Annotated in this window: 25 protein-coding genes; 15 read left to right on the plus strand and 10 right to left on the minus strand. The window is 67.9% G+C overall.

Translation table 11 applies throughout. The annotated features are described in order from the left end of the window. The first annotated feature begins 38 nt into the window (after nucleotides 1-38). Nucleotides 39-491, plus strand: a complete 453-nt coding sequence (locus tag ACZK45_RS15555) for a DUF4442 domain-containing protein (RefSeq protein WP_032128978.1) — start codon at nucleotides 39-41, stop codon at nucleotides 489-491. 7 nt (nucleotides 492-498) lie between these two features. Here the strand turns inward: ACZK45_RS15555 and ACZK45_RS15560 are convergent, their stop codons facing one another. Beyond that, entirely contained in the window at nucleotides 499-1815 is a 1317-nt protein-coding gene (locus ACZK45_RS15560; protein ID WP_346485092.1) for a hypothetical protein, read from the minus strand. 76 nt (nucleotides 1816-1891) lie between these two features. Here ACZK45_RS15560 and ACZK45_RS15565 point away from each other — a divergent pair, with 76 nt between their 5' ends. The 9 genes from ACZK45_RS15565 to rnfB all read left to right on the plus strand — a co-directional run bounded on the left by ACZK45_RS15565 (nucleotide 1892) and on the right by rnfB (nucleotide 10906). Continuing rightward, nucleotides 1892-2587, plus strand: a complete 696-nt coding sequence (locus ACZK45_RS15565) for a DUF502 domain-containing protein (protein WP_005414135.1) — start codon at nucleotides 1892-1894, stop codon at nucleotides 2585-2587. Then, nucleotides 2584-3369, plus strand: coding sequence for a queuosine precursor transporter (locus ACZK45_RS15570; protein WP_049437362.1), 786 nt, complete (start codon nucleotides 2584-2586; stop codon nucleotides 3367-3369). Before ACZK45_RS15565 ends, ACZK45_RS15570 begins: the two co-directional genes overlap by 4 nt. A 94-nt stretch (nucleotides 3370-3463) precedes the next feature. Next, nucleotides 3464-5404, plus strand: coding sequence for a DUF885 domain-containing protein (locus tag ACZK45_RS15575; protein ID WP_071228705.1), 1941 nt, complete (start codon nucleotides 3464-3466; stop codon nucleotides 5402-5404). A 16-nt stretch (nucleotides 5405-5420) separates the two neighbouring features. Next, entirely contained in the window at nucleotides 5421-6491 is a 1071-nt protein-coding gene (locus ACZK45_RS15580) for a serine hydrolase domain-containing protein (protein ID WP_346485089.1), read from the plus strand. Beyond that, nucleotides 6488-6892, plus strand: coding sequence for an SMU1112c/YaeR family gloxylase I-like metalloprotein (gloA2, locus tag ACZK45_RS15585; protein WP_049463208.1), 405 nt, complete (start codon nucleotides 6488-6490; stop codon nucleotides 6890-6892). The genes ACZK45_RS15580 and gloA2 overlap by 4 nt, the downstream gene beginning before the upstream one ends. A 274-nt stretch (nucleotides 6893-7166) precedes the next feature. Further along, nucleotides 7167-7610: a DUF2147 domain-containing protein gene (locus ACZK45_RS15590; protein ID WP_071228702.1), complete on the plus strand. Its 444-nt coding sequence runs from the start codon at nucleotides 7167-7169 to the stop codon at nucleotides 7608-7610. Nucleotides 7611-7712: 102 nt separating this feature from the next. Continuing rightward, complete coding sequence (gene metG / locus ACZK45_RS15595) at nucleotides 7713-9800, plus strand: methionine--tRNA ligase (protein WP_478444894.1); 2088 nt, start codon at nucleotides 7713-7715, stop codon at nucleotides 9798-9800. Nucleotides 9801-9876: 76 nt separating this feature from the next. Beyond that, nucleotides 9877-10467: an HAD family hydrolase gene (locus ACZK45_RS15600; protein WP_478444895.1), complete on the plus strand. Its 591-nt coding sequence runs from the start codon at nucleotides 9877-9879 to the stop codon at nucleotides 10465-10467. A 25-nt stretch (nucleotides 10468-10492) separates the two neighbouring features. After that, the gene (rnfB, locus tag ACZK45_RS15605; protein WP_080291848.1) at nucleotides 10493-10906 is read left to right on the plus strand and encodes an Rnf electron transport complex subunit RnfB; all 414 of its coding nucleotides are present in this window, start codon (nucleotides 10493-10495) and stop codon (nucleotides 10904-10906) included. A 151-nt stretch (nucleotides 10907-11057) separates the two neighbouring features. On the opposite strand, the gene ACZK45_RS15610 is transcribed toward rnfB, so the two are convergent. Next, the gene (locus ACZK45_RS15610; RefSeq protein WP_005410556.1) at nucleotides 11058-11405 is read right to left on the minus strand and encodes a RidA family protein; all 348 of its coding nucleotides are present in this window, start codon (nucleotides 11403-11405) and stop codon (nucleotides 11058-11060) included. A 192-nt stretch (nucleotides 11406-11597) separates the two neighbouring features. On the opposite strand from ACZK45_RS15610, the gene mprF reads away from it, so the two are divergent. Continuing rightward, nucleotides 11598-14162, plus strand: a complete 2565-nt coding sequence (mprF, locus tag ACZK45_RS15615; RefSeq protein ID WP_125893956.1) for a bifunctional lysylphosphatidylglycerol flippase/synthetase MprF — start codon at nucleotides 11598-11600, stop codon at nucleotides 14160-14162. A gap of 924 nt (nucleotides 14163-15086) precedes the next feature. Here mprF and ACZK45_RS15620 read toward each other — a convergent pair. From ACZK45_RS15620 to ACZK45_RS15635, 4 genes are all read right to left on the minus strand, one after another. Beyond that, nucleotides 15087-16433 (minus strand): virulence factor family protein, encoded by a 1347-nt coding sequence (locus ACZK45_RS15620; RefSeq protein WP_275943022.1) that lies wholly within the window; start codon nucleotides 16431-16433, stop codon nucleotides 15087-15089. Nucleotides 16434-16511: 78 nt separating this feature from the next. Beyond that, complete coding sequence (locus tag ACZK45_RS15625; protein ID WP_032130397.1) at nucleotides 16512-17129, minus strand: DUF998 domain-containing protein; 618 nt, start codon at nucleotides 17127-17129, stop codon at nucleotides 16512-16514. Beyond that, nucleotides 17126-17299 (minus strand): oxidoreductase-like domain-containing protein, encoded by a 174-nt coding sequence (locus ACZK45_RS15630; RefSeq protein WP_049398321.1) that lies wholly within the window; start codon nucleotides 17297-17299, stop codon nucleotides 17126-17128. Before ACZK45_RS15630 ends, ACZK45_RS15625 begins: the two co-directional genes overlap by 4 nt. 50 nt (nucleotides 17300-17349) lie before the next feature. Then, entirely contained in the window at nucleotides 17350-17952 is a 603-nt protein-coding gene (locus ACZK45_RS15635; protein WP_180838495.1) for an HD domain-containing protein, read from the minus strand. A 228-nt stretch (nucleotides 17953-18180) separates the two neighbouring features. On the opposite strand from ACZK45_RS15635, the gene ACZK45_RS15640 reads away from it, so the two are divergent. Continuing rightward, nucleotides 18181-19335, plus strand: a complete 1155-nt coding sequence (locus tag ACZK45_RS15640) for a tetratricopeptide repeat protein (RefSeq protein ID WP_478444896.1) — start codon at nucleotides 18181-18183, stop codon at nucleotides 19333-19335. Between the two features lie 6 nt (nucleotides 19336-19341). Here the strand turns inward: ACZK45_RS15640 and ACZK45_RS15645 are convergent, their stop codons facing one another. Then, complete coding sequence (locus ACZK45_RS15645; RefSeq protein ID WP_010482882.1) at nucleotides 19342-19677, minus strand: zinc ribbon domain-containing protein YjdM; 336 nt, start codon at nucleotides 19675-19677, stop codon at nucleotides 19342-19344. 192 nt (nucleotides 19678-19869) lie between these two features. Here ACZK45_RS15645 and ACZK45_RS15650 point away from each other — a divergent pair, with 192 nt between their 5' ends. The 3 genes from ACZK45_RS15650 (at nucleotide 19870) to ACZK45_RS15660 (ending at nucleotide 21948) form a co-directional block, all read left to right on the plus strand. Then, nucleotides 19870-21231, plus strand: coding sequence for an Hsp70 family protein (locus ACZK45_RS15650; RefSeq protein ID WP_032129362.1), 1362 nt, complete (start codon nucleotides 19870-19872; stop codon nucleotides 21229-21231). A gap of 271 nt (nucleotides 21232-21502) precedes the next feature. Continuing rightward, nucleotides 21503-21754 carry a YkgJ family cysteine cluster protein gene (locus ACZK45_RS15655; protein ID WP_005410565.1) on the plus strand — a complete coding sequence of 84 codons (252 nt, stop codon included), beginning with the start codon at nucleotides 21503-21505 and terminating at the stop codon, nucleotides 21752-21754. A gap of 11 nt (nucleotides 21755-21765) precedes the next feature. Beyond that, on the plus strand, nucleotides 21766-21948 hold the full coding sequence (locus ACZK45_RS15660; protein ID WP_005410566.1) for a hypothetical protein: 183 nt from the start codon (nucleotides 21766-21768) through the stop codon (nucleotides 21946-21948). Nucleotides 21949-21997: 49 nt separating this feature from the next. Here ACZK45_RS15660 and ACZK45_RS15665 read toward each other — a convergent pair whose 3' ends face one another. The 3 genes from ACZK45_RS15665 to ACZK45_RS15675 are packed head-to-tail and all read right to left on the minus strand — an operon-like array spanning nucleotide 21998 to nucleotide 23998. Then, nucleotides 21998-22879, minus strand: coding sequence for a DUF4097 family beta strand repeat-containing protein (locus tag ACZK45_RS15665; RefSeq protein WP_032129361.1), 882 nt, complete (start codon nucleotides 22877-22879; stop codon nucleotides 21998-22000). Nucleotides 22880-22889: 10 nt separating this feature from the next. After that, nucleotides 22890-23423: a hypothetical protein gene (locus tag ACZK45_RS15670; protein ID WP_032129360.1), complete on the minus strand. Its 534-nt coding sequence runs from the start codon at nucleotides 23421-23423 to the stop codon at nucleotides 22890-22892. After that, a complete protein-coding gene (locus tag ACZK45_RS15675) occupies nucleotides 23420-23998 on the minus strand; it encodes an RNA polymerase sigma factor (protein ID WP_032129359.1) in 579 nt (192 codons plus the stop codon). The genes ACZK45_RS15670 and ACZK45_RS15675 overlap by 4 nt, the downstream gene beginning before the upstream one ends. Between the last annotated feature and the right edge of the window lie 17 nt (nucleotides 23999-24015).

The raw sequence follows: 24015 nt of genomic DNA on the forward strand, positions 1-24015 counted from the left end.
GTTAGACTGGGCGCCTCGCCCTGCGCCCCCGGACCCGCATGAACGCCCGCCTGTTCCGCTTCGGTATCAATCTCTGGCCGCCGTTCCTGTTCACCGGCATCCACGTCACCCGGGTCTCGCCGGACTACCGGCAGATCGACGTCGAACTGCGCATGCGGCCCTGGAACCGCAACTACGTCGGCACGCATTTCGGCGGCAGCCTGTTTGCGATGACCGATCCGTTCTGGATGCTTGGCCTGCTGCACATCCTCGGCCGCGACTACTACGTGTGGGACCGTGCCGGTGCCATCGATTTCCTCAAGCCCGGCAGAGGCACCGTACGTACGTCGTTCCGCATCGATGACGCACTGCTGGACGAACTGCGCGCCGAAGCGGCCGCTGGTGACAAAGTGCTGAGATGGTTCAGCAATGATGTCGTCGATGAAAGCGGCGAGGTGGTCGCCCAGGTGCGCAAGCAGGTCTACCTACGGTTGAAGCCACACGCACGCTGAGCGCGCTTCAGTCGCGTCCCGCCGCAGTCGAAGCCGATTCCTTCTGCAACGGCACCGACAGCCACGGGTTCTCTTCAGCGCTGCGCGCTGGAGAGCGACGCGGCACCTGCAGGTGGCGGCCGTCGGCCGACAGCTGCGGCGCCCGCACCGGCGAGCGGAACTGCATCGGCAGCCGCTGCAGTGCGTCCACCGGATCATCCGTCTGCTGCCGCAGCCAACGCTGCGCCCCCAGCAGCCGCACCATCGCCGCGGCATCCTGTGGCCGTGACGAATAGGCAGGATAGATCGGCGCGGCGATATCGGTCAGCACGCAGCCCATTACGTTCGACAGGCAGCCGAAGTCATGCTGCGGTGGCGCCGGCACTGGCAACGGGCGATCCGCTTCCAGCGCCGACGTGGCTGCCGCGCCACAGGCCCAGCCGAGATTGCCGGCCGCGCGGGCCAGGGTGCTGCTGCGATCCAGCACCAGCACGCCGCCGAACTCCCGCGCCGATGTCTCGATCGCCGCCCGGCTCATCGCGTACTCACCCTGCATGGCACGGCACAGGCTCTGTTCCTCGGCCCGCAGCGGCTGCATGGCCTGTTCGCACTCCGCCGGCAAGGGGTGGTCGGCCGGCAGTTCGACCAGCATGTCGGCCAGCAGCTGGGCATTGGCCTGCACCAGGCTGGCACCGATGATGCTCTCGACCAGATAGCTGCTGCCGGGCAACAGCCGCCGGCCCAGTTGCAGGCCACTGCAGGCACCTCGCAGGGCACCGTCGATATCGCCCTGCACGTACGCCAGCGCGCGTGCACTGGTGGCGTCCATCACCACGCCATAGGTCGGCAACGGAACCAGAACGCCCTCGCCCTTCGGCGGGAACGGCGACATGAAGTAGTCCGCTTCGGCCAGCTGATCCAGCCGCGCATGCAACTGCTGGTGCCCAGCATGGGCCTCCACGAAGCGTTGCGGGTCCGCGCGGACCTGGGCGAGGCAGCCGCTGGCGGCCGGCCCGCAACTGGCACCGGGCCGCGAGCGCAGCTCAGCATGGTTGGCCACCAAGTGTGTCTGGCCGCCGCCGCTGCCCCGCAGGTCGGCCTCCCAACGGCGCACGTCCTCGGCCAACGCCTGCTCGCGCTGGCGGGCATCCAGATCGTCGAACGGCAGCGTCCACAACAGGGCATAACCGTTGTGGCCAGTCGCCGGCAGGCGTGCTTCCAGTCGCTGCTGCGCCTGCAGCCGCGATTCGGGCACCGGCCACATGCGCGAGGCGCACCACACCACGATGGCCAGCACCAGCAGGCCTGCCAGGGTCCAGCCCAGTCCGCGCAGAATCTTCAACACAGCTTCCCTTCCATGTGCCGTTGCCACAGTCGATTCCCCAGCGTAATCGACCGGCAGTGACCGCTACAATGCGCGCATGTCGCTCGAAGCCCCCGCCCTGGTCCCCCGCCCCTCCCTGCAGCGCCTGTTCCTGACCGGCCTGCTCACCCTGCTGCCGATCTGGCTGACCTGGGTCGTGGTCAAGTTCGTGTTCGTGCTGCTGTCGGGCATTTCCAGCCCCTTGGTGGTACCGCTGTCCGAGCAGATCGCGACAAGCTTCCCGCACTACCTCGGCTGGGTCCGCGCCGAATGGATCCAGGACACCATCGCCCTGCTGGCCACCCTGCTGGTGATCCTGGCGGTGGGCGTGGCCAGCCGCCGCGTGCTCGGCCAGCGCCTGCTGCGCTGGGTGGGCGCGGTCATCAAGCGCATTCCGCTGGCCAGCATCATCTACGACAGCGCCAAGAAGCTGCTGGACATGCTGCAGACCGAGCCGGGCAGCACCCAGCGCGTGGTGCTGATCGACTTCCCGCACCGCGACATGAAATCGGTCGGCCTGGTCACCCGCGTGATCAAGGAACACGGCACCGACCGTGAGCTGGCCGCGGTGTATGTGCCAACCACGCCGAACCCGACCTCGGGCTATCTGGAAATCGTGCCGGTGGAACTGCTGACGCCGACCGACTGGACCGTCGACCAGGCCATGAGCTTCATCATTTCCGGCGGTGCCGTGGCGCCGTCCAGCGTGCCGTTCACCCGTGCCGGCGAACGCACCGGCGAACGCACCGAATGACCCCGGCGCCGATCGAGCGCCCGCTGCAGGACCGCGCGGTCCTGCTGTTCATCGTGCTGGCCGCGTTCTTCTGCGGCAATGCGGTGCTGGCCGAGCTGATCGGGGTGAAGATCTTCGCGCTGGAAGACACCCTGGGCATCGCTCCGCTGAACTGGAACCTGTTCGGCCAGACCGGCTCGCTCAGCTTCACCGCCGGCACCCTGTTGTGGCCGGTGGTGTTCATCATGACCGACACCATCAACGAGTTCTTCGGCAAGCGCGGCGTGCGCTTCATCTCGTGGCTGGCGGTGGTGCTGATCGGCTACGGCTTCCTGTTCGCCTTCGCGGCTATTTCGCTGGCGCCGGCCAGTTGGTGGGTCACGTCGATGGATGGCCACGGCGTGCCGGACTACCAGGCGGCATTCGCAGCGGTGTTCGGCCAGGGCATGTGGACCATCGCCGGTTCGCTGGTGGCCTTCCTGCTCGGCCAGCTGATCGACGTGGCGGTGTTCCATCGCATCCGCCAGGCCACCGGAGAACGCCACGTGTGGCTGCGTGCGACCGGGTCCACCGCGATCTCGCAGGTGGTGGACAGTTTCGTGGTGATCTGGATCGCCTTCGTGCTGGGCCCGCAACACTGGCCGACCTCGCTGTTCCTGGCGGTCAGCAGCGTCAACTACATCTACAAGATGGGCTTTGCGATCGCCCTGATTCCGTTGCTGTACCTGATGCGGCGTGCCATCACCCGCTATCTGGGTGCCGAGCGAGCCGCATCGTTGCGCGCCGCCGCTGCGGCTGACTGAAGCCCCAGCAGCAAAAAGCTGACTGCGCCTTCACGCTGGCCGTACGCGGCCGGATCGTGCAAGCTCCACGGTCTGTGTTCCACGGAAGCTCCTGATGCCGCATCCCACCCGCGCCCTGGCCGCCGCCATCGCCGCGTTGTTCCTGTTCAGCGCCGTGCCGTCGGCCGAAGCAGCGAAAAAGAAGGCCAGCCGCCCTGCCGCCGCGCAGACCCGCCAGGCCGCCAAGCCCAAGGCCCGGCCTGCCCGCGCTACCGCGCCGGCCCGTGGCAGTTCGGCGCGCCGCGCCACGCCGCGTCCGGTCGCACCGGCCCGCGCCGTACCCAAGCAGGTGCAGCTGGAGCGCCTGTATGACGAATACTGGGATGCCTCGATGCGGTTGAATCCGCTGCAGGCAACCTTCCAGGGCGAGGCCCGCTACAACGACCAGCTGCCCAACATCCTGTCCGCCGCGTGGCGCCAGCAATCGCACGACTTCACCACCGAGTGGCTGGGCAAGGTCGAGAAACTCGGCAGCGACGGCCTGCAGGGCCAGGACCTGCTCAGCTACGAGATCTTCGTGCGCGACGCGCGCGCTTCGCTGGCCGCCGAGCGCTACCCGAGCTGGATGATGCCGATCAGCCAGTACTACAACGTCGGCAGCATCATGGCGATCCTCGGTGCAGGTGCCGGCGCGCAGCCGTTCAACACCGTACAGGACTACGACACCTGGTCGCGCCGTTCGCTGGGCATTCCCGAGCTGTTCGACCAGGCCATCGACAACATGCGCCAGGGCATGAAGGCCGGCGTGGTGCAGCCACGCGACCTGATGGAAAAGGTACTGCCGCAGCTGGATGCAGTGATCAAGCCGACTGCTGAAGAGAGCATCTTCTGGTCGCCGATCCGCACCATGCCCAACACCATCGCGGCCGAGGACAAGGCCCGCATCAGCGCCGAATACAAGCGCATGATCGAACTGCGCATCATGCCGGCCTATCGTGCCCTGCGCGGTTTCATCGCCACCGAATACCTGCCCGCCTCGCGCACCAGCAGCGGCCTGGGCGCACTGCCCGATGGCCAGGCCTGGTACGCCAACCTGATCGTGCAGACCACGGCCAGCGACCAGACCGCCGCGCAGCTGCACGCGCTGGGCGAACAGCGCGTGCAGGAACTGCAGGCGCAGATCGCCACGGTGATGAAGGACGCCAAGCTGCGCGGCACGCCGGCCAAGCTGCTGCGCAGCATGCGTAACGACCGCCAGTTCCAGTACGGCGACGCCAATGCGTTGATCAACCGCTATCGCCAGGTGCAGCAGCAGGTCAACGCACGCCTGCCGCAGGTGCTCGATACCCTGCCCAAGTCAACGCTGGACGTGCGCGCGGTGGAACCGGAGCGTGCACTGACCGCCGCAGCAGCGGCCTACCAGCCGTCTGCGGCCGGGCAACCGGGCGTGCTGTACGTGAACACCCGCGACCTGCCCAGCCGCAAGCGCTGGAACGTGCCGGTGCAGTACCTGCATGAAGCGATCCCCGGCCACCACGTGCAACTGGGCCTGCAGCAGGAGCTGGCCAAGCTGCCGCGCTTCCGCCGCCTGGGTGGCGATCTCGCCTTCGTCGAAGGCTGGGGCCTGTATGCCGAAACACTGGGTGAGAACCTGGGCATCTACACCGATCCCTACGACCGCATCGGCTACCTGTATTCGCGCCTGCTGCGCGCTGCCCGCGTGGTGGCCGACACCGGCGTGAACGCCCAGGGCTGGAGCAAGCAGCAGGCCGTGGCCTACCTGCAGAAGACCGTGGACATGAGCAGCGATGACGCCAACGCCGAAGTCGAGCGGATCATGGCCCAGCCCGGCCAGGCGCTGTCCAACGTGGCCGGCCTGACCACCATTGTCGCCCTGCGCGACAAGGCCAAGGCACGCCAGGGTGCCGCCTTCGACCTGCGCCGCTTCCACGCCGAACTGCTGAAGGATGGCTCGATGCCGCTGGACGTGCTGGACCGCAAGATGGAGCGCTGGATGGCGCAGCCGGCCAGCGCCACACCCGCGCCTTCACCCTGACCCCTCCGGAGCCGCCATGCGCCCTGCCGTCGCCCTGTTCGCCGCCGTGCTGGGCCTGCTGCCGCTGGCCACCTCCGCCGCACCGGTGCTGACCCCACCGGATGCGGGCATCGACGGCCTGATGCAGGCCTACGATGGCCAGGTACCCGGCGCCGCCGTGCTGGTACTGCACGACGGGCAACCGGTATTCCGCCGCGGCTACGGCCTGGCGGTGCTGGAGGACGGCACCACGGTCACCGCGGCCAGCAACTTCCGGCTGGCCTCGGTCAGCAAGCAGTTCACCGCTGCGGCGGTGCTGCTGCTGGTGGAGGATGGCCGGCTTGGGCTCGACCAGCCGGCCCGGCAGTGGCTGCCCGAGTTGCCGCCGGCTGCAGCGGCCATCACGATCCGCCAGCTGCTCTCGCACACCAGCGGCCTGCTCGACTACGAAGACCTGATGGACCCGGCGGACACACGGCAGGTACACGATGCCGATGTGCTGGCCCTGCTGTCGCGCCAGGACCGGCTGAACTTCGCACCGGGCACGCAGTACCGCTACAGCAACAGCGGCTATGCACTGCTGGCAATGATCGTCGGCCGCGCCTCCGGCCAGGATTTCGCGAGCTTTCTGCAGCAGCGCATCTTCCGCCCGCTGGGCATGGCGCATACCGTGGCCCACCAGGACGGCGAGGACACGGTCGCTGCACGCGCCTATGGCTACAGCTGGATCGATGGCCGTTGGCAACGCACCGACCAGAGCACCACCAGCGCCGTGCTCGGCGATGGCGGCATCTATTCCTCGCTGGACGACCTGGCCCGCTGGGATGCGGCGCTGTACGACGACCGCCTGCTGTCGAAAGCCTCGCGCCGCGCGATGTTCAGCCCGGCCACCGCAACACCCGAACCGGACGTGCCGCACTACGGCTTCGGCTGGCGCCTGAATGGCCCGGTGCAATGGCACAGCGGCGAGAGCATCGGCTTCCGCAACGTGATCGTGCGCCACCCGGAGAAGCACCTGACCGTGATCGTGCTGACCAACCGCAACGACCCCGAACCCTATCCGCTGGCGCTGAAGATCGCCCAGCGCTGGCTGGACACCCTGCAATGACCCGCGATGCCGACGCCCTGCTGGGCATCCACCACGCCGCACTGATCTGCAGCGACTACGCACGCTCGAAGGACTTCTACGTGCGCATCCTCGGCCTGCGCGTGCTGGCCGAGAACCACCGTGCCGCGCGCGATTCCTGGAAGCTGGACCTGGCCCTGCCCGACGGTGGCCAGCTGGAACTGTTCTCCTTCCCCTCGCCGCCGCCCCGTCCCAGCCGCCCGGAAGCACAGGGCCTGCGCCACCTCGCGTTCCGCGTCGCCCGGCTGGAACCCTTCATCCAGCGTCTGGCTGCGCATGGCGTGGTGTGCGAACCGATCCGCGTGGACGAATACACCGGCCGCCGCTTCACCTTCTTCGCCGACCCCGACGACCTGCCGCTGGAGCTGTACGAAGTCGGTTGAGCGTTCTTCAATCGAGATTCATCCACGCATGGCGTGGATCTACCGTGTCGACCAAGGTCGACACCTACCAACAGCCGCAGAAATCTGTCGGAGGCGGGGCGGTTTTGCCGTTGCCGTTGCCGTTGCCGTTGCCGTTGAGGTTGCCGGCCAGCGGCCGGCACTACTGCAGGTGCAGGGCGCAGCCCTGCAAAGCCCCCCTTCCCCATACCCCGCCGAATGGGTATACAGTCGACCCATGCCGGCAGCGTGCCGGAATGAACCCTGGGAGGGGACCATGCGCAAGACCTTCAAGACCCTGCTGCTGGCACTGCCGCTGTGCCTGGCCGCCCTGTCGGCACAGGCCGCCGACGGCGCCGCCGGCCGCTGGAAGACCATCGACGACAAAACCGGCAAGGTGAAGTCGATCGTCGAGATCAGCCAGGCCGCCAACGGCACGCTGACCGGCAAGGTGGTCGACATCCTGCACTCGGACAAGGGCCCGAACCCGGTCTGCGACGGCTGTGAAGGCGCCAACAAGAACAAGCCGGTGAAGGGCATGACCATTCTCTGGAACCTGAAGGCCGACGGCGCCAACAAGTGGTCCGGCGGCACCATTCTCGACCCGGCCAACGGCAAGACCTACAAGTCGAAGATGGAACTGCAGCCCGGCGGCACCAAGCTGGACGTGTCCGGCTGCATTGCCTTCATCTGCCGCGCGCAGACCTGGCAGCGCGAATAAGCCCCCAGGCCCCGCTTCATCCCCGTGACCCGGCTTCGGCCGGGTCACGTCGTTGCGGGCATGCGATACTCTGCGGTTCCCCCTCGGCTTCACCCCGCGACCATGACCCGTACCGCGCTCGTCACCACCGCCCTGCCCTACGCCAACGGCCCGCTCCACCTGGGCCACCTGGTCGGCTACATCCAGGCCGACATCTGGGTGCGCGCGCGGCGAATGAGCGGCGGCAAGGCCTGGTTCGTCTGCGCCGACGATACCCACGGCACGCCGATCATGCTGGCCGCGGAAAAGGCCGGGGTCACCCCGGAAACCTTCATCGCCAACATCCAGGCCAGCCACGAACGTGACTTCGCCGCCTTCGGCGTGGCCTTCGATCACTACGACTCGACCAATTCGGCGGCCAACAAGGCGCTGACCGAGCAGTTCTACCTGAAGCTGGAAGCGGCCGGCCACATCAGCCGCCGCTCGGTGGCGCAGTTCTACGACCCGGCCAAGGGCATGTTCCTGCCCGACCGCTACGTCAAGGGCATCTGCCCGAACTGCGGCAGCCCCGACCAGTACGGCGACAACTGCGAAGTCTGCGGCGCCACCTATGCGCCGACCGACCTGAAGGAGCCGCGTTCGGTCATCTCCGGTGCCACGCCGGAAATGCGCGATTCGGAGCACTTCTTCTTCGAGGTGGGCCACTTCGATGCATTCCTGCGCGAATGGCTGGCCGGCGATGTCGCCCTGCCGGGCGTGAAGGCCAAGCTGGGTGAGTGGCTCAATGCCGAAGGTGGCCTGCGCGCGTGGGACATCTCGCGCGACGCACCGTACTTCGGTTTCCAGATTCCCGGCCAGCCGGGCAAGTACTTCTACGTCTGGCTGGATGCGCCGATCGGCTACCTGTCCAGCTTCCAGACCCTGTGCGGCAAGCTCGGCGAAGACTTCGAAGCGCACCTGCGCGCCGGCACCACCACCGAGCTGCACCACTTCATCGGCAAGGACATCGTCAACTTCCACGGCCTGTTCTGGCCGGCGGTGCTGCATGGCACCGGCCACCGCGCGCCGACCCGCCTGCACGTCAACGGCTACCTGACCGTGGACGGTGCCAAGATGAGCAAATCGCGCGGCACCTTCGTGATGGCGCGTACGTTCCTCGATGCCGGCCTGGAACCGGAAGCGCTGCGTTATTACTTCGCGGCCAAGTCCGGCGGTGGCGTCGACGATCTCGACCTGAACCTGGGTGACTTCATCGCCCGCGTCAACGCCGACCTGGTCGGCAAGTTCGTCAACCTGGCCAGCCGCTGTGCCGGCTTCATCAGCAAGCGTTTCGACGGCCAGCTGGCCGCACAGCTGCCCGATGCGGCGCAGTACCAGCGCTTCGTCGACGGCGTGGCGCCGATCCGTGAAGCCTACGAGCGCAACGATCCGGCCGCGGCGATCCGCCTGACCATGACCCTGGCCGATGAAGCCAACCGCTACATCGACGACGTCAAGCCGTGGGTGATCGCCAAGCAGGAAGGCGCCGACGCGCAGCTGCAGGCGGTGTGCAGCCAGGGCCTGAACCTGTTCCGCGTGCTGGTCACCGCACTGAAGCCGGTGCTGCCGGCCACCGCCGCACAGGCCGAAGCCTTCCTGGCCGCACCGGTGAACGACTGGACCGAACTGGCGCAGCCGCTGCTGGGCCATCGCATCACCGATTACACCCCGCTGTTCACCCGTATCGACCCGAAGAAGATTGACGCCATGATCGACGCCTCCAAGGACACCCTGCAGCCGGTCTTGGCTGCCGCCCCCGCCGCCAAGACCGACGCCGCCAAGCCGGCCGCAGCGGCACCGGCACCGGCCAAGGACGAAGCCAAGGGTGCCGATGCTCCGGCCTACATCGGCATCGACGATTTCGCCAAGCTCGACCTGCGCATCGGCAAGGTGCTGGTCTGCGAGTTCGTGGAAGGTTCTGACAAGCTGCTGCGCTTCGAACTGGACGCCGGCGAGCTGGGCAAGCGCCAGATCTTCTCCGGTATCCGCGCCAGCTACGGCGAGCCGGAGAAGCTGGTCGGCCGCAGTGTGGTGTTCATCGCCAACCTGGCCCCGCGCAAGATGCGCTTCGGCCTGAGCGAAGGCATGATCCTGTCGGCCGGTTTCGACGGCGGCGCGCTGGCGCTGCTGGACGCCGACAGCGGCGCGCAGCCGGGCATGCCGGTCCGCTGATGCCCGCAGCGGGCGTGGTTGCGGCCACGCCCGCCGGCAGCACCGGCCTCGGGGCAACGCGATGGGAGGCAACGGAATGGAACTGGCGCTGTTCGACTTCGACCACACCGTGACCACCTGCGATACCTATGGCCGTTTCCTGCGCCGCGTGGCCACGGCCGAACAGCTGGCACAGGCGTGGTGGAAGGTCGGCCCGTGGCTGGCCGCATACAAGCTGAAACTGATCTCGGCCGAGCGCATCCGCGCGCGCGCCACCCGTTTGACCTTCAGCGACCGCCACAGCGATGACATCGCCACGCTGGCCGCCGGCTTCTCGCGTGAGTTCCTGCCCGACGTGGTGCGCCCGGAAATGCTGGAGCAGATCCGCTGGCACAAGGAACAGCAGCACACCGTGGTGATCGTGTCCGGCTCGCTGGACCTGTATCTGCGGCCGTGGTGCGAACAACTGGGCCTGCAGTTGATCTGCAACCGGCTGGAGAGCCAGGACGGCCGTCTCACAGGTCGCTATGCCGGTGGTGACTGTGGCCCGCGCAAGGTCGAGCACATCCGTCGCCAGTTCGATCTGTCACGCTACGTGCGCATCCATGCCTACGGTGACAGTTCCGAAGACAAGCCGATGCTGGCGCTGGCCCACGAGCGCTGGTTCCGTGGCAAGCCCTTGAAGTAACCCCAACGCGCAGCCTTCGCCACGCATGAGCCTGATTCCTCCCCTGACCGAACGCCTCGACCGCCTGCTGCCGCAGACCCAATGCGGGCAATGCGGCTACGACGGCTGCCGCCCGTACGCGCAGGCCATGGCGCGCGGCGAGGCAGGCGTGGACCGCTGCCCGCCGGGCGGCGACGCTGGCGCGCGCGCACTGGCGCAGGTACTGGACGTACCCGCCATTCCGTTTGATCGTTCGCGCGGCGAGCACAAGGCGCCGCAGGTGGCATTGATCGTGGAAGCCGACTGCATCGGCTGCACCAAGTGCATCCAGGCCTGCCCGGTGGATGCCATCGTCGGTGGCGCCAAGTACATGCACACGGTCATTGCCGATCTGTGCACCGGTTGCGAGCTGTGCATTCCACCGTGCCCGGTGGACTGCATCGAGCTGGTGCCAACGTAGCCACCAGACCAACCGGCAGTGGAGCGGCGGGGTAGAGTCGACTGTTTGTCGACTGCTCTTCGTTCCGGCGGCGCAAAACCCCGCGCTGCGCGCGATAGTCGACTAACCGTCGACTCTACCCTCCGCTGGTGGGACCTGACCTTGCCTGCCGTTACGGTACCGCCGCCGTCACTACGATCTCGACCTTCCAGTCAGCGTGGGCCAGCTTGGCCTCGACCGTGGCACGCGCCGGGGTCGCACCTTCGACCACCCACTCATCCCACGCCTTGTTCATGCCGTCGAAGTCAGCCATGTCGGCCAGGAACACCTCGGCGCGCAGCACGTGCTGGCGGTCACTGGCGACCAACGCCAGCAGCTTGTCGATTTCTGCCAGCACCTGCCGGGTCTGGCCGGTGATGTCCTGGCTGGTGTCTTCCGGAATCTGGCCGGAGAGATAGGCGACCTTGTTGTATACGGTCATTTCGGACATGCGCGGTCCGACGTCGTAACGCTCCATCATGGGCGTAGCTCCTGCGGTTGATCAGGCCTGCATTGTCCTCCAAACCGGTCGACGGTGGGTGCACGGGCATCCTCCGCGACACGTCACTACCGGACTCGGACGGTCCCACTGGTCAAATGACGATGACAGGCGCACGATGCGCCACGCCCGCGTTGACACCGCCCTCGCCCCTCCTGCCGCACCCTTGCGCCGATGACCGCCCCCGTCGACTCCACCACCGCCTCTTCCACGCCAACCTGGAAGCGGGTTGCCACCATCGTCATCCCCCTGCTGATCCTCGCCCTGGCCCTGCACGGCCTGGCCAACGAGTTCGACGAGCACGGCTATCGCGCCATCCGCCAGGCGTTCCGGCAGCTCAGCGGCACGCAGATCGCGCTCACCGTGGTACTCGGCCTGGCCAGTTACGCCTGCCTGATCGGTTTCGATGCCATCGGCCTGCGCCGCAGCGGCATCCGCGTGCACCCCGCGCGCGTCGGCATCACCGCCTTCCTTGCGCACACGCTGGGCCAGACCGTGGGTTTTGCCGCGTTGACCGGCGGCGCGGTGCGCCTGCGTGGCTACCGCAGCGCCGGCCTGGACCTGGCGCAGATCGGCCAGGTGGTGCTGATGAGCACGCTCGGCTTCGTGTTCGGTGCATGGCTGCTGATCAGTGTGGCGCTGTGCATGGAACCGGCTGCCGCAGCCTTGGCGCTGCCGCTGGATCCCAATGCGGTACGTATCGTCGGCATCGTCGCGTTGCTCGCCTACCTCGCCACGGTGCTGCTGGTCGGCCGCGATGGACGGCAGTTCAGCGTATTCGGTCATGCGTTGTGGCTGCCCGACCGCCGCACCATGATCGGTGTCACCGTGCTCAGCGTGATCGAGCTGGTGCTGGCCAGTGCCGCGTTCTACGTGCTGCTGCCGGACTCCACGCCGACCGGCCTGCCCGGCTTCGTCGGCCTGTACCTGGTGGCGGTGCTGGCCGGCCTGGTCTCGACCGTGCCGGCCGGCCTGGGCGTGTTCGAATGGAGCCTGCTGAAGCTGTTGCCGCAGGTGGCGCCGGCGGCGGTACTGGCGGCGGCGCTGATCTACCGCGTTACCTACTACGTACTCCCGCTGGTGCTGGCCACCCTGCTCGCCCTTGCGCCCGCCCTGCGTCAGCCGCTGCAGGCCAGCGCCGGAGCAACGCGTGCCGGCTGGAACGCGCTGCGCCCGTGGCTGCCGCAGATCATCGCGCTGGCGGTGTTCAGCATCGGCGCCGCGCTGGTCATCGACGGCACGCTGCCGACGCCTCGCCGTCACCTGGTCAATGCCTCGCTGCCGATCCTGGAGACATCCCATCTGATCGGCAGCCTCAGCGGCGTTGCACTGCTGCTGATCGGCCAGGGCCTGGCCCGGCGCAGCCATGCGGCGTGGATGCTGGCGATGGCAGTGTGCGTGATCACCCCGCTGCCGCTGTGGCTGCGTGGTGGCCAGCTGTTGATCGCGGTCTCGGCAGTGCTGGTGGCGATGGCACTGTGGGCCGCACGCCGCGAGTTCTACCGCCAGGGTGCCCTGCTGGACGAAGCCTGGTCGTGGCCGTGGCTGCGCAATCTCGGCCTGGTGCTGGTTGCGGTCACCTGGCTGCTGTTCTTCACCTACAGTCATGTCGAATACCAGAACGAGCTGTGGTGGCAGTTCGCAGTGTCGGGCAATGCACCGCGCGCACTGCGTGCGTTGCTGGTGGTCGCCATCGCGCTGGTGATGTTCGGCCTGGCGCGGCTGCTGCACAGCACGCGCAGTCCGCTGCCAGCCGCCGATGAGGCCACGCTGCAGTCCCTGGCGCCGGTACTGGCCGGTGCCACCGATACCCAGGCCTGCCTGGTACTGACCGCCGACAAGGCGGTGCTGCGCGATGACGCGAAACAGGGCTTCGTGATGATGCAACGCTACGGCGGTTCGCTGATCGCGATGGGCGATCCGGTCGGCCCGCCTGACGTGGCGCGCGCGTTGATCTGGCGCTTCCGCGAGGAAGCCGACCGGCTGGGCCTGCGCCCGGTGTTCTACCAGGTGGGCGAGACCTACTGGCAGACCTACCTCGACCTGGGCCTGGGCCTGGTCAAGCTGGGCGAGGAAGCGATGGTGCCGCTGCATGACTTCGGCCTGGAAGGCCGCGAACGCGCCGATCTGCGCCAAGCCTGGAACCGGGGCAAGCGCGGTGGCCTGACCTTCCGCGTGGCACCGGTGGAGGAAATTCCCAGCCTGCTGCCGCGCCTGCACGCAATTTCCAATGCATGGCTGGAAGACAAGGCCGGCGATGAGAAGGGCTTCTCGCTGGGCAGCTACGACCCGGATTACCTGGTGCGCTTCCCGGTGGCGCTGGTCGAGGCCGAGGGCCAGATCGTGGCGTTCGCCAACCTGTGGCAGGCACCGGCCGGCGCCGAGCTGTCGGTCGACCTGATGCGCCACGTCAACGAAGCACCGAAGGGCACGATGGACTTCCTCTTCATCGAACTGTTCCTGTGGGGCCGCGCGCAGGGCTATGCGCGTTTCTCGCTGGGCATGGCACCGTTGTCCGGGCTGGCACAGCATCGGCTGGCCGGTCGCTGGAACCGACTGGCCGGTCTGCTGGCGCGGCACGGCGAACGCTTCTACGGGTTCAGTGGCCTGCGCCGCTTCAAATCGAAGTTCGATCCGCAGTGGCGGCCGCGCTATCTCGCGGCGCCCGGCGGCATGCATCTGCCTGCCGCGCTGCTGGATGCCACGCGCCTGATCTCGCTGGATCCGCGGCGGAATTGAAGCCGCGATCCGCCGGGCATGACCCGGCGCTACCTGCCACCCGGTAGGTGTCGACCTTGGTGGACACGCTCATTCCACGGCACCTTCAGCCCCGGCGCCGACCAAGGTCGGCGTCTACCAACAGCCGTCGAGCGTGGCTCGACGCTACATGCGCCGGGTAGGTGTCGACCTTGGTCGACACGCTCATCCCGCGGTGCCTTCAGCCCCAGCGCCGACCAAGGTCGGCGTCTACCGACAGCCGTCGGGCGTGGCTCGACGCTACATGCGCCTGGCAGGTGTCGACCTTGGTCGACACGCTCATCCCGCGGTGCCTTCAGCCCCAGCGCCGACCAAGGTCGGCGTCTACCAACAGCCGTCGGGCATGGCTCGACGCTACATGCGCCTGGTAGGTGTCGACCTTGGTCGACACGCTCATCCCGCGGCGCCTTCAGCCCCGGCGCCGACCAAGGTCGGCGTCTACCAACAGCCGTCGGGCATGGCCCGGCGCTACCTGCCACCCGGTAGGTGTCGACCTTGGTCGACACGCTCATCCCGCGGTGCCTTCAGCCCCGGCGCCGGCCAAGGTCGGCGTCTACCAACAGCCGTCGAGCGTGGCTCGACGCTACATGCGCCTGGTAGGTGTCGACCTTGGTCGACACGCTCATCCCGCGGCGCCTTCAGCCCCGGCGCCGACCAAGGTCGGCGTCTACCAACAGCCGTCGGGCATGGCTCGACGCTACATGCGCCTGGTAGGTGTCGACCTTGGTCGACACGCTCATCCCGCGGCGCCTTCAGCCCCGGCGCCGACCAAGGTCGGCGTCTACCAACAGCCGTCGGGCATGGCCCGGCGCTACCTGCCACCCGGTAGGTGTCGACCTTGGTCGACACGCTCATCCCGCGGCGCCTTCAGCCCCAGCGCCGACCAAGATCGGCGTCTACCAAACGCTACACCCCGCCCTTCAGGATCACTTCGGCGAGGCGGTCGTAGTCGCCACCGAAATGGTGATCGCCCGGCAGCTTCACCTTCCTCACGCCGTCATTGGCCGGCAGATCCGGGCACAGCGCGTCCTCATCCTTGTCGCCGTACACGCACAGCGTTTTTTCCGCCGGCAGCCTGGCCACTTCCGGTGCAATCGGCAGGCCGTCGCCGCCACCGCCCAGCCAGTTGCTGACATGGAATTCGAAGTCGGCCTTCCTGCCCACCGACAGCAGCACGATGCGCTCCAGCGCCTCACGGGTGCCGACGTCGAGCTGGTTGATGGTGGCCGGCAGCACGTCGGCGCCCTGCGAGAAACCGATCAACATCACCTTGTCGCGGTGCCATTGCTGGCGGTAGTGGTCGATGATCTTCTGCAGGTCGCCCGCAAAGCCCTTCGGTGTGCGCTCGCTCCAGAAGTAGCGCAGCGAATCGATGCCGACGACCGCCACGCCATGCTCGTTGAGTGACGACGCCACGTTCTTGTCCAGGCCAGCCCAGCCACCGTCACCGGAGACGAACACCGCCAGCGTATCGCCGCTGCCGGTCGCCGGCATTTCCACCACGGGCAGGCCCTTCAGTGCAGCAGGCGGCGGTGCCAGGCTGACGCCGGCCTGCGCGCCGATCACCCGTGCCGCAGCCACCAGGCCCGGTGACGCATCACCGCGCGCGGTGCGCTTGAACTCGCGAGCCATCGCGACCTGCTGCACGAACGCGCTGGCCTGGCCGACCTTGCAGCCGCGGTCACCGGCCGCGCTCAACCACGGAAAATTCAGTTCAGCCGGCTGCAGCCTGTCGTGCTTCACACCATCGCCGCAGACCATGCGCTGGTGGTTGTGGTCCGGGCAGAAGCCGGTGGTCAGTACGCCGGCGAACACCTGGGTATCGGCCTGCGCTGCCAGCGAATAGGCCATCTCGGCACCTTCGCCATCACCGCCGACCAGCGGCAGGTGGTAGCCGGGCAGATGCAGCGAGGCCTGCAGCCAACGTGAGAAATTCTCGACGTCACCGGAACCGAACGAACAGGTCGGGTCCCCCTCGCGCTTGAGCACACCGCGCAGGTGCGCAATGTCCACTGCCGCGACCAGCGCGCCATCGGCACGCAGGGCCTCGATCGGCAGGCGGCTGGTGTCACCACCGGCCGTGGGTTCGTGGAACCAGATCACCACCCGTTGCGGCGTGCCGGATGGCATGTGCACCGGAATCTGCTCGAACCGCCCATGGCTGAACTGCTGCGGGGTCACGGCCGCCGTTGCCGGCAGCGCGGCCAGCGCCAGTACCACCCCCATTGCCCTGCCCAGCCCTGCACGCTTCATATCGCATCCCCGATGGAATGCGCACACGATACGCCGCCGCCGCGTGCACGGCACGTACCGGCGCAGGCCGTTGGGGATTCAGTGGGCCGCGGCCCGACGGCTGCGACGGTACAGCGCCATCGCCAGATACAGCAGCCAGCCAACGATCACCGCGATCACCACTTTCTGTCCCAGCCCACGCGGTGGTCCACCACGCCACAGCACATGCAGCCACAGCAGCACAAAGGCCAGCCATGCCCAGCCCCAGAGCAGGCCCGCAGCGGACTGCCAACCCGGTTCGCGGCGCAGATACCAGGCCTGCAGCAGCATGCCGACGCTGGCACACAGGAACGCCGTGTTGGCTGCCAGCCCATGGATGAACGGTGCCAGCAGCGGTGTTGCTTCAGGCAGCCAGCTGTCGCCGATGGCGACCGTCGCCAGGCCCAGCGCGGAAACCGTGAACAGCAATGGTGCGGCCGCACTGCGCCGCGGGCCGATGCTGCCTCGATACAGCGCAATGCCAAGCGCCGCAATGGCCAACGCCAGCAGGCAGTAGGCAGCGCGCAATGCCAGCCCCCACGGCCCGTGCAGGTACAGGCTCAAGGTCGCCCGCACCCAGTCCAGATCACTGCGCGCGACCTGAGTCCACAGCGCGGTGGCCACGAACAGCACCAGTGCCACCAGCGCCAGCACCGCCGCCGGGCGTGCACGACTCATGGTGCGGCCTCTGGATGCCGCGTCTTCCACTCGGCCAGCGCCTTGCGGTAGCGCTGCAGCTCATCGGAATACAGGTCCAGCACACACAGTGGGCAACCACTGCCGCAGCACTCGTTGGGGCCGGGTTCTTCCGGTGGCAGCGGGCGGGGATCGGGATCAGGGACGGACACGGTCGGAAACGGCAATCATTGGAAACAGGTCACCAGTGTACCGGGCCGGCTCAACCACCCAGCTGACGTCGCAGGTTGTCACGGGCGGCCGCGTCCAGGCGCTGGTGGAAGAACCCGCTGAGGAAGATCCGAGGAGCGCGCAGCAGGCCCTGCAGGAAGCGGCGACGGCCGGCACGGTACAGGAAGCCCGGCACCACCCCTTTGTATTCTTCGGCCACGCCACGGTCATAGGCAGCGAACACCGGCTCCGGCGCGGCCAGGATGGCCATGTCGCAGTCCAGGAACAGCGCCGCCTCGGCATCCACATCCTCTGGACCAAGCGCGCCGTGGCGGGCGGTCAGCAGGATCAATTGCTCCACGCGAGCGGCGTCGACAGTGGCAAGCTCTGGCGCCTGTGCGATCGCCTGCAGAGCCAGCTGCGCCGAACGCGCCTCGTTGTCCTTGCGCCCCGCCTGGTAGATCGCATCGTGATAGAGCACGGCCAGATAGATCTCGGCCGGCTGCTTCCAGCCGGGGCCATCGGCGACCTCCTGGCAGTGCTGCAGCACCGCGCGCACATGGCCGAAGTGGTGGTAGGCCCGTGGCGGCGTTGCATAGCTGTCCTGCAGCGCCTGCCACTGCGCCGGGGCAAGCGTCAGCGGTGAGAAGTCCATGACCGGATCATCCCGCCTGTGCCGGCGCCGGGCAAGCTGGCGGTTTTTTCACCACGCACTCACAACGCTTGCCGGGCGGGGCCCGGAGCCAGTTGTCCACAGCTTTGTCGAGCGCTGGTCCACACCGGTTGTGGATGAACGCGGCGCCGACCAACGGTCGCTGCAGCCGGACATCCATGGGCATACACTCGCCACAGGCGGGAGCGCCCGCCGCTGCCGGGAACCGTCATGTACCGTTCTGCCGCCCATTGCCTCACTCTTTCGCTGCTGGCCTTCTGTGCTCCTGCTTTCGGCGCAGGCCAGGCACCGCCCGCCGATGTGGTGACGACCCCGACCATCACTGTGTCGGCCGCACGTGTGCCGACCCCGGAAGAAGTGTTCGCCATTCCCGCGGACCTGCGTGCGATGCTCCAGAAGCAGGTGATCCAGCGCAGCTACTCCCGCGACCAGCGGCTGCAGGCGCTCGTGGAGATGATCTTCGACCAGCACGGGCTGGACCTGCAGTACGACGCCAATGCGACCTACACCGTCAGCGATATCTGGCAGCACCGCCGCGCCAACTGCCTGGCCTTCACCCTGCTGTTCGTGACGCTTGCGCGGGAGGCTGGCATCCAGGCCCGCGTGCAGGAAGTCGGGCAGGTGGTGTCCTGGTACCGGGACCAGGACGCGGGCGTGGTCTACAGCGTCGGCCACGTCAACGCCGGTGTCGACGTCGGTGGGCGTTTCGGTACCGTCGATCTGGATCGCAATGTGCTCTATGACCGCCGCGGCCCGGTTCCCGTCAGCCGTGCGCGGGCGTTGGCGCACTTCTACAACAACCGGGGTGCGGAGCGCCTCGCCGACGGTGATTTCGTCGGCGCGCGTGCATTCTTCGACGCGTCCCTGGCTCAGGACAGCGGGTTCGCTCCAGTGTGGAACAACCTCGGCGTGCTCGACCACCGCGAAGGCAACAACGAGGCGGCGCGGCAGGCGCTGGACCGATCGCTGCAGCTGGAAGGCCGCCAGGATGCCGCACTGACCAATGCCTCCGCGCTGTTCCGCAGCCTGGGCTTGACCGCGCAGGCACAGTCACTTGAGCGCCGGTTGAAGTCGGTGCAGCGCGAAGACCCGTTCGCGCAGTACATGTTCGGCGCCAAGGCCGAACGTGCCGGCCAGCTGGACCAGGCGATCCGCTATTACCGGCAGGCCGTGCGCCTGTATGACACCGCGCATCAGTTCCACTTCGGGCTGGCACGCGTCTATTTCCTGGCTGGCCAGCTCAAGCGCGCCGATCGCGAACTGCTGCGTGCACAGGAACTGGGGGGCGCGCCGGAGCAGGCGCGCTACCAGGCCAAGCTGGACAGCCTGGCCCGCTGGCGCGCGCAGCAGCAGGCCAAGCGCTGAAGGCGATCAGGCCTTCTTGAGGAAGCAGGTCTTCAGGACCAGGCCCTTGATCTTGTCCGAGTTGCCTTCGATGTGCTCGGCGTCATCCTCGACCAGGCGGATGTTGCGGATCACGGTGCCCTGCTTGAGCGGGATCGAGGAGCCCTTGACCTTCAGGTCCTTGATCACGGTGACGGTGTCGCCGGCCTGCAGGGTGTTGCCGTTGCTGTCACGCACGACCAGGGTGGAACCGGCGCTTTCCTCGGCGGTCCATTCGAAACCGCAGTCGGCGCAGATCCACAGCGCACCATCGGCGTAGGTGTTTTCCAGGGTGCACTGCGGGCAGGCGGGGGCAGAAGACATCAGCAAGTACCTCAAAGTGAATCAACAGCCGCCATTGTAACCGCCTGGCTCCCTGCCCTTTTCCGGCCAGCGCCCGGCGGCTCGCATGACCCGATCCGGAACCCCCACCCAGAACAGAAGGCCGCAGGAACTTGCAGTCGGCGACGAACTGCAGCAGAGTGCGCGGCCCCTGATCGCCCCCCGGAACTCCCCATGCGCCTCGGCATCGACTTCGGTACCAGCAACTCCGCCGCCGCCATCGTGCATGAGGGGAAACTGCTGCCGATCCGCTTCGGCGACGCCGAGCAGTTCCGCACCAGCGTGTACTTCCCTGGCGTGGTGCCCGACCCGGACGACTTCCAGCTCGACGCCGGCCAGGAACACGAGCTGCAGCAGATGATCGACAGCGCCGCGCGCGCGGCCCGCGCCGCCGGCCAGGAACGCACGCCGCAGGCGCTGCGCCGCGAAGCCCTGCGCGCACTGCGCCGGGAATGGATGGAAGCCCGCGCCGGCAAGGAGCGCAGCGCCAGCGACCTGCTGCAGAACGCGGTCTACGGCGACGACGCGCTGGAAGCCTATTTCGAGGAACACGAAGGCAACCTGGTGCAGAGCCCGAAGTCGATGCTGGGCTACAACCTGCACCCGCGCGCGAAGCAGACCATCACCGGCATCGCCGCGCACATCCTCGAGCACATCCGCCTGACCGCCAGCGCCCAGCTTGGCCAGCCGCTGCGTGCCGCCCTGCTCGGCCGCCCGGTGCAGTTCCGCAGCTCGATCGGCGCGGCCGGCAACGATCAGGCACTGGACATCCTGCGCGAAGCCGCCACCCAGGCCGGTTTCGACCAGATCGATTTCCTCGAGGAACCGGCCGCGGCGGCCATGCATTACCACGCCGAAAGCCGCGAGCGGCACCAGGCGGTGATCGTTGACATCGGCGGCGGTACCACCGATATCGCCCACGCCGAAGTTGGTGGCGATGCTGCGCCGCGCATCCACCGCGCCTGGGGTATCGCCCGTGGCGGTACCGACATCGATCTGGCGCTGAGCCTGTCCAGCTACATGCCGCTGTTCGGCCGCGGCATCACCCGCGTGCCCGCCCACCACTACGTGGAAGCCGCCACCGTGCAGGACATGACGCGCCAGCGCGACTTCCGCCAGCACAAATACGACCACGTCGACGAACCGTGGGGCGCGCGCCTGCAGGCCCTGCAGGACACCGGCAACACCGCCCGCCTGTACCGCGATGTCGAACGCGCCAAGATTGCCCTCAGCGCCGCCAGCGAACACCGCAGCACGCTGGACTACATCGCCCGCGACCTGCATGCCGACAGCAGCGCCGACGGCCTGGCCGCCGCCGCCCATGGCTACCTGGAGCAGATCCGCGAACTGCTGGCCCAGGTCCGCAGCGACATCGGCGGCGACCCGGACGCGGTGTTCCTGACCGGTGGCATGTCCCGTGCCGGCTACCTGCGCCAGGCCGTGGCCGAGGCCTTCCCGGGGGCCCGCATGGTCCACGGCGAGCCCTCGCTGGGCGTGGTCCAGGGCCTTGCGCTGGCGGCAGCCAGCCAGGATTAACAAAACGTTACGCGGTCTAAGTTACTCTTGGTCGGCTAGAACCACGCTGCACCTTCCGCCGGCCACGCCGGTGTGTGTCCACAGTGCAGCCTGGCCCGCCCCGCGGGCCTAGCGGCCATGCCTTCCTGGCTCGTTCATGGTCCGCGCAGCACCTGAGCCGCCATCGAGACCCGCTTTGGGCACCCGCCAGGCCCCTGTGGCCTTACAACCTGACGCAGCACCTGCACCCATCGACTGCCGCCGTTGTGACGCGGTCTGTTGCCGGCTGCCCGTGCTGCTGCAGCCCGGCGACCACGTGCCCGGCCAGTTCCTGTCACGCGACACCCACGGCCGTGCCGTGATGGCGCGCAACGAGGAAGGCTGGTGCGCGGCGATCGATCCCTATCACCTGCGCTGCACGATCTATTCGCAGCGCCCGGCGATCTGCCGCCAGTTTTCGATGGGCGGCGATGACTGCCGCCGCGAGCGGCAGGACTACCTGCGCCAGGCCGATGCCTGGGCGCTTTCCTCCCCTTCCACCTGACAGGAGCAACCATGCCCCGCAAGGCAAAGACCCCCGCGAAGGCCAGCAACAGCATCCGCAGCGAACGCAAGGGCGCGGCCGCCAGCACAGTGGTCAGCAGCGATTCGATCGCTTCGGACCTGGCAGCGTTCCGCAAGGCCGGTGGCAAGATCGAAGTCCTCGGCACCACCTGGGCACTGAAGAAAGCCAGCTGACCCAGTATCGACCGCGGCGGCGCTGCCGCCGCGGCCTGCCGGATCGCGTTCAGCGGTCCAGGCGTACCCGCACACTGCCCGAATGCGACTGGATGCGGATGTCACCATCACCGCCGCCCAGACGCGTATCGAGGTGGCTGCCCGGCCCATAGCGCGGCCGCTCCACCTGCCCGGCATCGCTGTTGATCGATCCGCTGAAGCTGTTCACCGACAGCTGTGCCGACACCGTGCGCGGCAGGCTCAGCGTGACCGAGGCACTGACCGATTCGACGTTGATGCGGCCGCCGGGAGCCAACCCGGCCGCTGCCAGATCGATGCTGCCCGAGACGGTCTCCACCGCCAGCCGCTGCACGCGCCCGGCATCCACCTCGACCCGACCGGACACCGTCTGCGCACCGATATCACCGGACACGCCGCCGCCGGCCTCGATCCGGCCACTGACCGTGTTCACGTCCAGCTTCGGCGTCTGCAGGCGTGCGCTGACGCTGCCACTGACCGTGTTGAGCTTGCTGTCGCCACTGCGGCCAGCCGCGCTCAGGCTGCCGCTGACCGTGTCGGCCTGCAGCCGTCGCACATCGATGCCACTGATGTCCTGGCTGGCGCTGACCGTGCTCAGCAGCAGCTCCACCGAGCGCGGCACGTTCAGTACCAGCGTCGCGCCACCATTGCTGCTGCGGCGCGGGTATTCGATCTCCCAGCGCACACGGTTGGCACTTTTCTCCTGACGCAGCTGCAGGCCGTCGCTGAGCGTGCCGGTGAGCTGCACGTCATTGCGGTCCCAGCCACGCACGGTCACCTTGCCGGCCACATTGCTCAGCTCGATGCGACCGCCCGCGGCCAGGGTGTGGCGCTCGTCGATGCGGGTGTCGGCCAGCGCCACGGCAGGGGCCAGCAGCAGCGCGACACAGCAGGAAATCAGGGTTCGGGTCATGGGGGTCTCCTCAGGTCGTCAAGCCGGACTCGGCGGCATAGGCCGCCTGCCGGGTCAGTTCCAGCCGCAGCGCGTAGGTGCGCTTGAGCTGGCCAAGCAGGTGCGGCGCACGCGGGTCCTGCGCCAAGGCGGCACGGATCTGCGCTGCGCTTTCATCCAGTTCGTGCAGCGCCGGCTGCCATTCCGGCGCCCGTCCATCGGGCAGCGAAGCGACGGCCTGCTGGTACTGCTCGGTCATCGCCGCCGCCTGCAGCTGCAGCGCTGAAGGTACCGGCACCTCCGGCTGCGCATGCCGCCACGGTGCCACCGCGTAGAGCGCCAGGCTGGCCGCCAATGCCGCACCGACCGGCAGCCACCAGCGACGCCGCGAGCGCGCTGGCAGGGCCACCACGTTGTCGCCCGGCGCAGGTGCCGCCTGCGGTTCACGCGGCGGCAGCTGCGCCGACAGGCGTGCCCAGCCATCGGTGGGTACGCCGCGTTCGGTCGGCAGCGCGCGCAGCCGGGCCAGCAGATCGTGGTCGGAATCGTGGTCGTGTGTACTCATGTCATGTCTCCCAGCCGTGCGCGCAACAGGCCGCGCGCACGATGCAACTGTGCCTTGGAACTGCCGACGGCCATCTGCAGCTGTTCGGCGATTTCCTGGTGTTTCCAGCCTTCGATGTCGTGCAGTACCAGTACCGCACGTGCCCGTGGCGGCAGTGTCGACAGTGCCCGTTCGAGGTCGCGTTCGGTGCCGGCGCAACGATCGTGCACTGCCAGCTCCTGCAACCCTCCGTCCACTTCGTCGAGGCTGTCGTGATCCTGCCCGCCCGCACGTCCACGCAGCTCCATCAGTGCCGCGTTGACGCCCAGCCGGTGCAGCCAGGTCGACAGGCTGCTCTCGAAACGGAAGCCCGGCAGCGCCTTCCACGCCTGCAGGAACGCTTCCTGCAGCGCGTCCTCGGCGCGTGCCTGCTGGCCGCCACACAACCGCCACAGCACAGCGAATACACGGGGCGCGTGGCGCCGGTACAGCAGTTCATAGGCAGCGGTGTCACCGGCGGCCGCCGCCCGCACCAGGGCGGGTTCATCGACGGCGTCGTTGGCGGCAGGCGGCGCGGGCATGGTGGTGTCGAGCATATCGCTTGGATGCGGCG

The organism is Stenotrophomonas sp. 63632_Sma, assembly GCF_056482875.1.

What these genes read in the sequence shown, in the direction of transcription:
- ACZK45_RS15670 (WP_032129360.1), bottom strand. Translation starts at nt 23,423, where the DNA reads ATGAGTACACACGACCACGATTCCGACCACGATCTGCTGGCCCGGCTG.
- ACZK45_RS15625 (WP_032130397.1), bottom strand. Translation starts at nt 17,129, where the DNA reads ATGAGTCGTGCACGCCCGGCGGCGGTGCTGGCGCTGGTGGCACTGGTG.
- ACZK45_RS15555 (WP_032128978.1), top strand. Translation starts at nt 39, where the DNA reads ATGAACGCCCGCCTGTTCCGCTTCGGTATCAATCTCTGGCCGCCGTTC.
- ACZK45_RS15590 (WP_071228702.1), top strand. Translation starts at nt 7,167, where the DNA reads ATGCGCAAGACCTTCAAGACCCTGCTGCTGGCACTGCCGCTGTGCCTG.
- ACZK45_RS15570 (WP_049437362.1), top strand. Translation starts at nt 2,584, where the DNA reads ATGACCCCGGCGCCGATCGAGCGCCCGCTGCAGGACCGCGCGGTCCTG.
- ACZK45_RS15675 (WP_032129359.1), bottom strand. Translation starts at nt 23,998, where the DNA reads ATGCTCGACACCACCATGCCCGCGCCGCCTGCCGCCAACGACGCCGTC.
- metG (WP_478444894.1), top strand. Translation starts at nt 7,713, where the DNA reads ATGACCCGTACCGCGCTCGTCACCACCGCCCTGCCCTACGCCAACGGC.
- ACZK45_RS15620 (WP_275943022.1), bottom strand. Translation starts at nt 16,433, where the DNA reads ATGAAGCGTGCAGGGCTGGGCAGGGCAATGGGGGTGGTACTGGCGCTG.
- ACZK45_RS15660 (WP_005410566.1), top strand. Translation starts at nt 21,766, where the DNA reads ATGCCCCGCAAGGCAAAGACCCCCGCGAAGGCCAGCAACAGCATCCGC.
- gloA2 (WP_049463208.1), top strand. Translation starts at nt 6,488, where the DNA reads ATGACCCGCGATGCCGACGCCCTGCTGGGCATCCACCACGCCGCACTG.
- ACZK45_RS15575 (WP_071228705.1), top strand. Translation starts at nt 3,464, where the DNA reads ATGCCGCATCCCACCCGCGCCCTGGCCGCCGCCATCGCCGCGTTGTTC.
- ACZK45_RS15565 (WP_005414135.1), top strand. Translation starts at nt 1,892, where the DNA reads ATGTCGCTCGAAGCCCCCGCCCTGGTCCCCCGCCCCTCCCTGCAGCGC.
- rnfB (WP_080291848.1), top strand. Translation starts at nt 10,493, where the DNA reads ATGAGCCTGATTCCTCCCCTGACCGAACGCCTCGACCGCCTGCTGCCG.
- ACZK45_RS15635 (WP_180838495.1), bottom strand. Translation starts at nt 17,952, where the DNA reads ATGGACTTCTCACCGCTGACGCTTGCCCCGGCGCAGTGGCAGGCGCTG.
- ACZK45_RS15640 (WP_478444896.1), top strand. Translation starts at nt 18,181, where the DNA reads ATGTACCGTTCTGCCGCCCATTGCCTCACTCTTTCGCTGCTGGCCTTC.
- ACZK45_RS15600 (WP_478444895.1), top strand. Translation starts at nt 9,877, where the DNA reads ATGGAACTGGCGCTGTTCGACTTCGACCACACCGTGACCACCTGCGAT.
- ACZK45_RS15645 (WP_010482882.1), bottom strand. Translation starts at nt 19,677, where the DNA reads ATGTCTTCTGCCCCCGCCTGCCCGCAGTGCACCCTGGAAAACACCTAC.
- ACZK45_RS15665 (WP_032129361.1), bottom strand. Translation starts at nt 22,879, where the DNA reads ATGACCCGAACCCTGATTTCCTGCTGTGTCGCGCTGCTGCTGGCCCCT.
- ACZK45_RS15580 (WP_346485089.1), top strand. Translation starts at nt 5,421, where the DNA reads ATGCGCCCTGCCGTCGCCCTGTTCGCCGCCGTGCTGGGCCTGCTGCCG.
- mprF (WP_125893956.1), top strand. Translation starts at nt 11,598, where the DNA reads ATGACCGCCCCCGTCGACTCCACCACCGCCTCTTCCACGCCAACCTGG.
- ACZK45_RS15650 (WP_032129362.1), top strand. Translation starts at nt 19,870, where the DNA reads ATGCGCCTCGGCATCGACTTCGGTACCAGCAACTCCGCCGCCGCCATC.
- ACZK45_RS15610 (WP_005410556.1), bottom strand. Translation starts at nt 11,405, where the DNA reads ATGATGGAGCGTTACGACGTCGGACCGCGCATGTCCGAAATGACCGTA.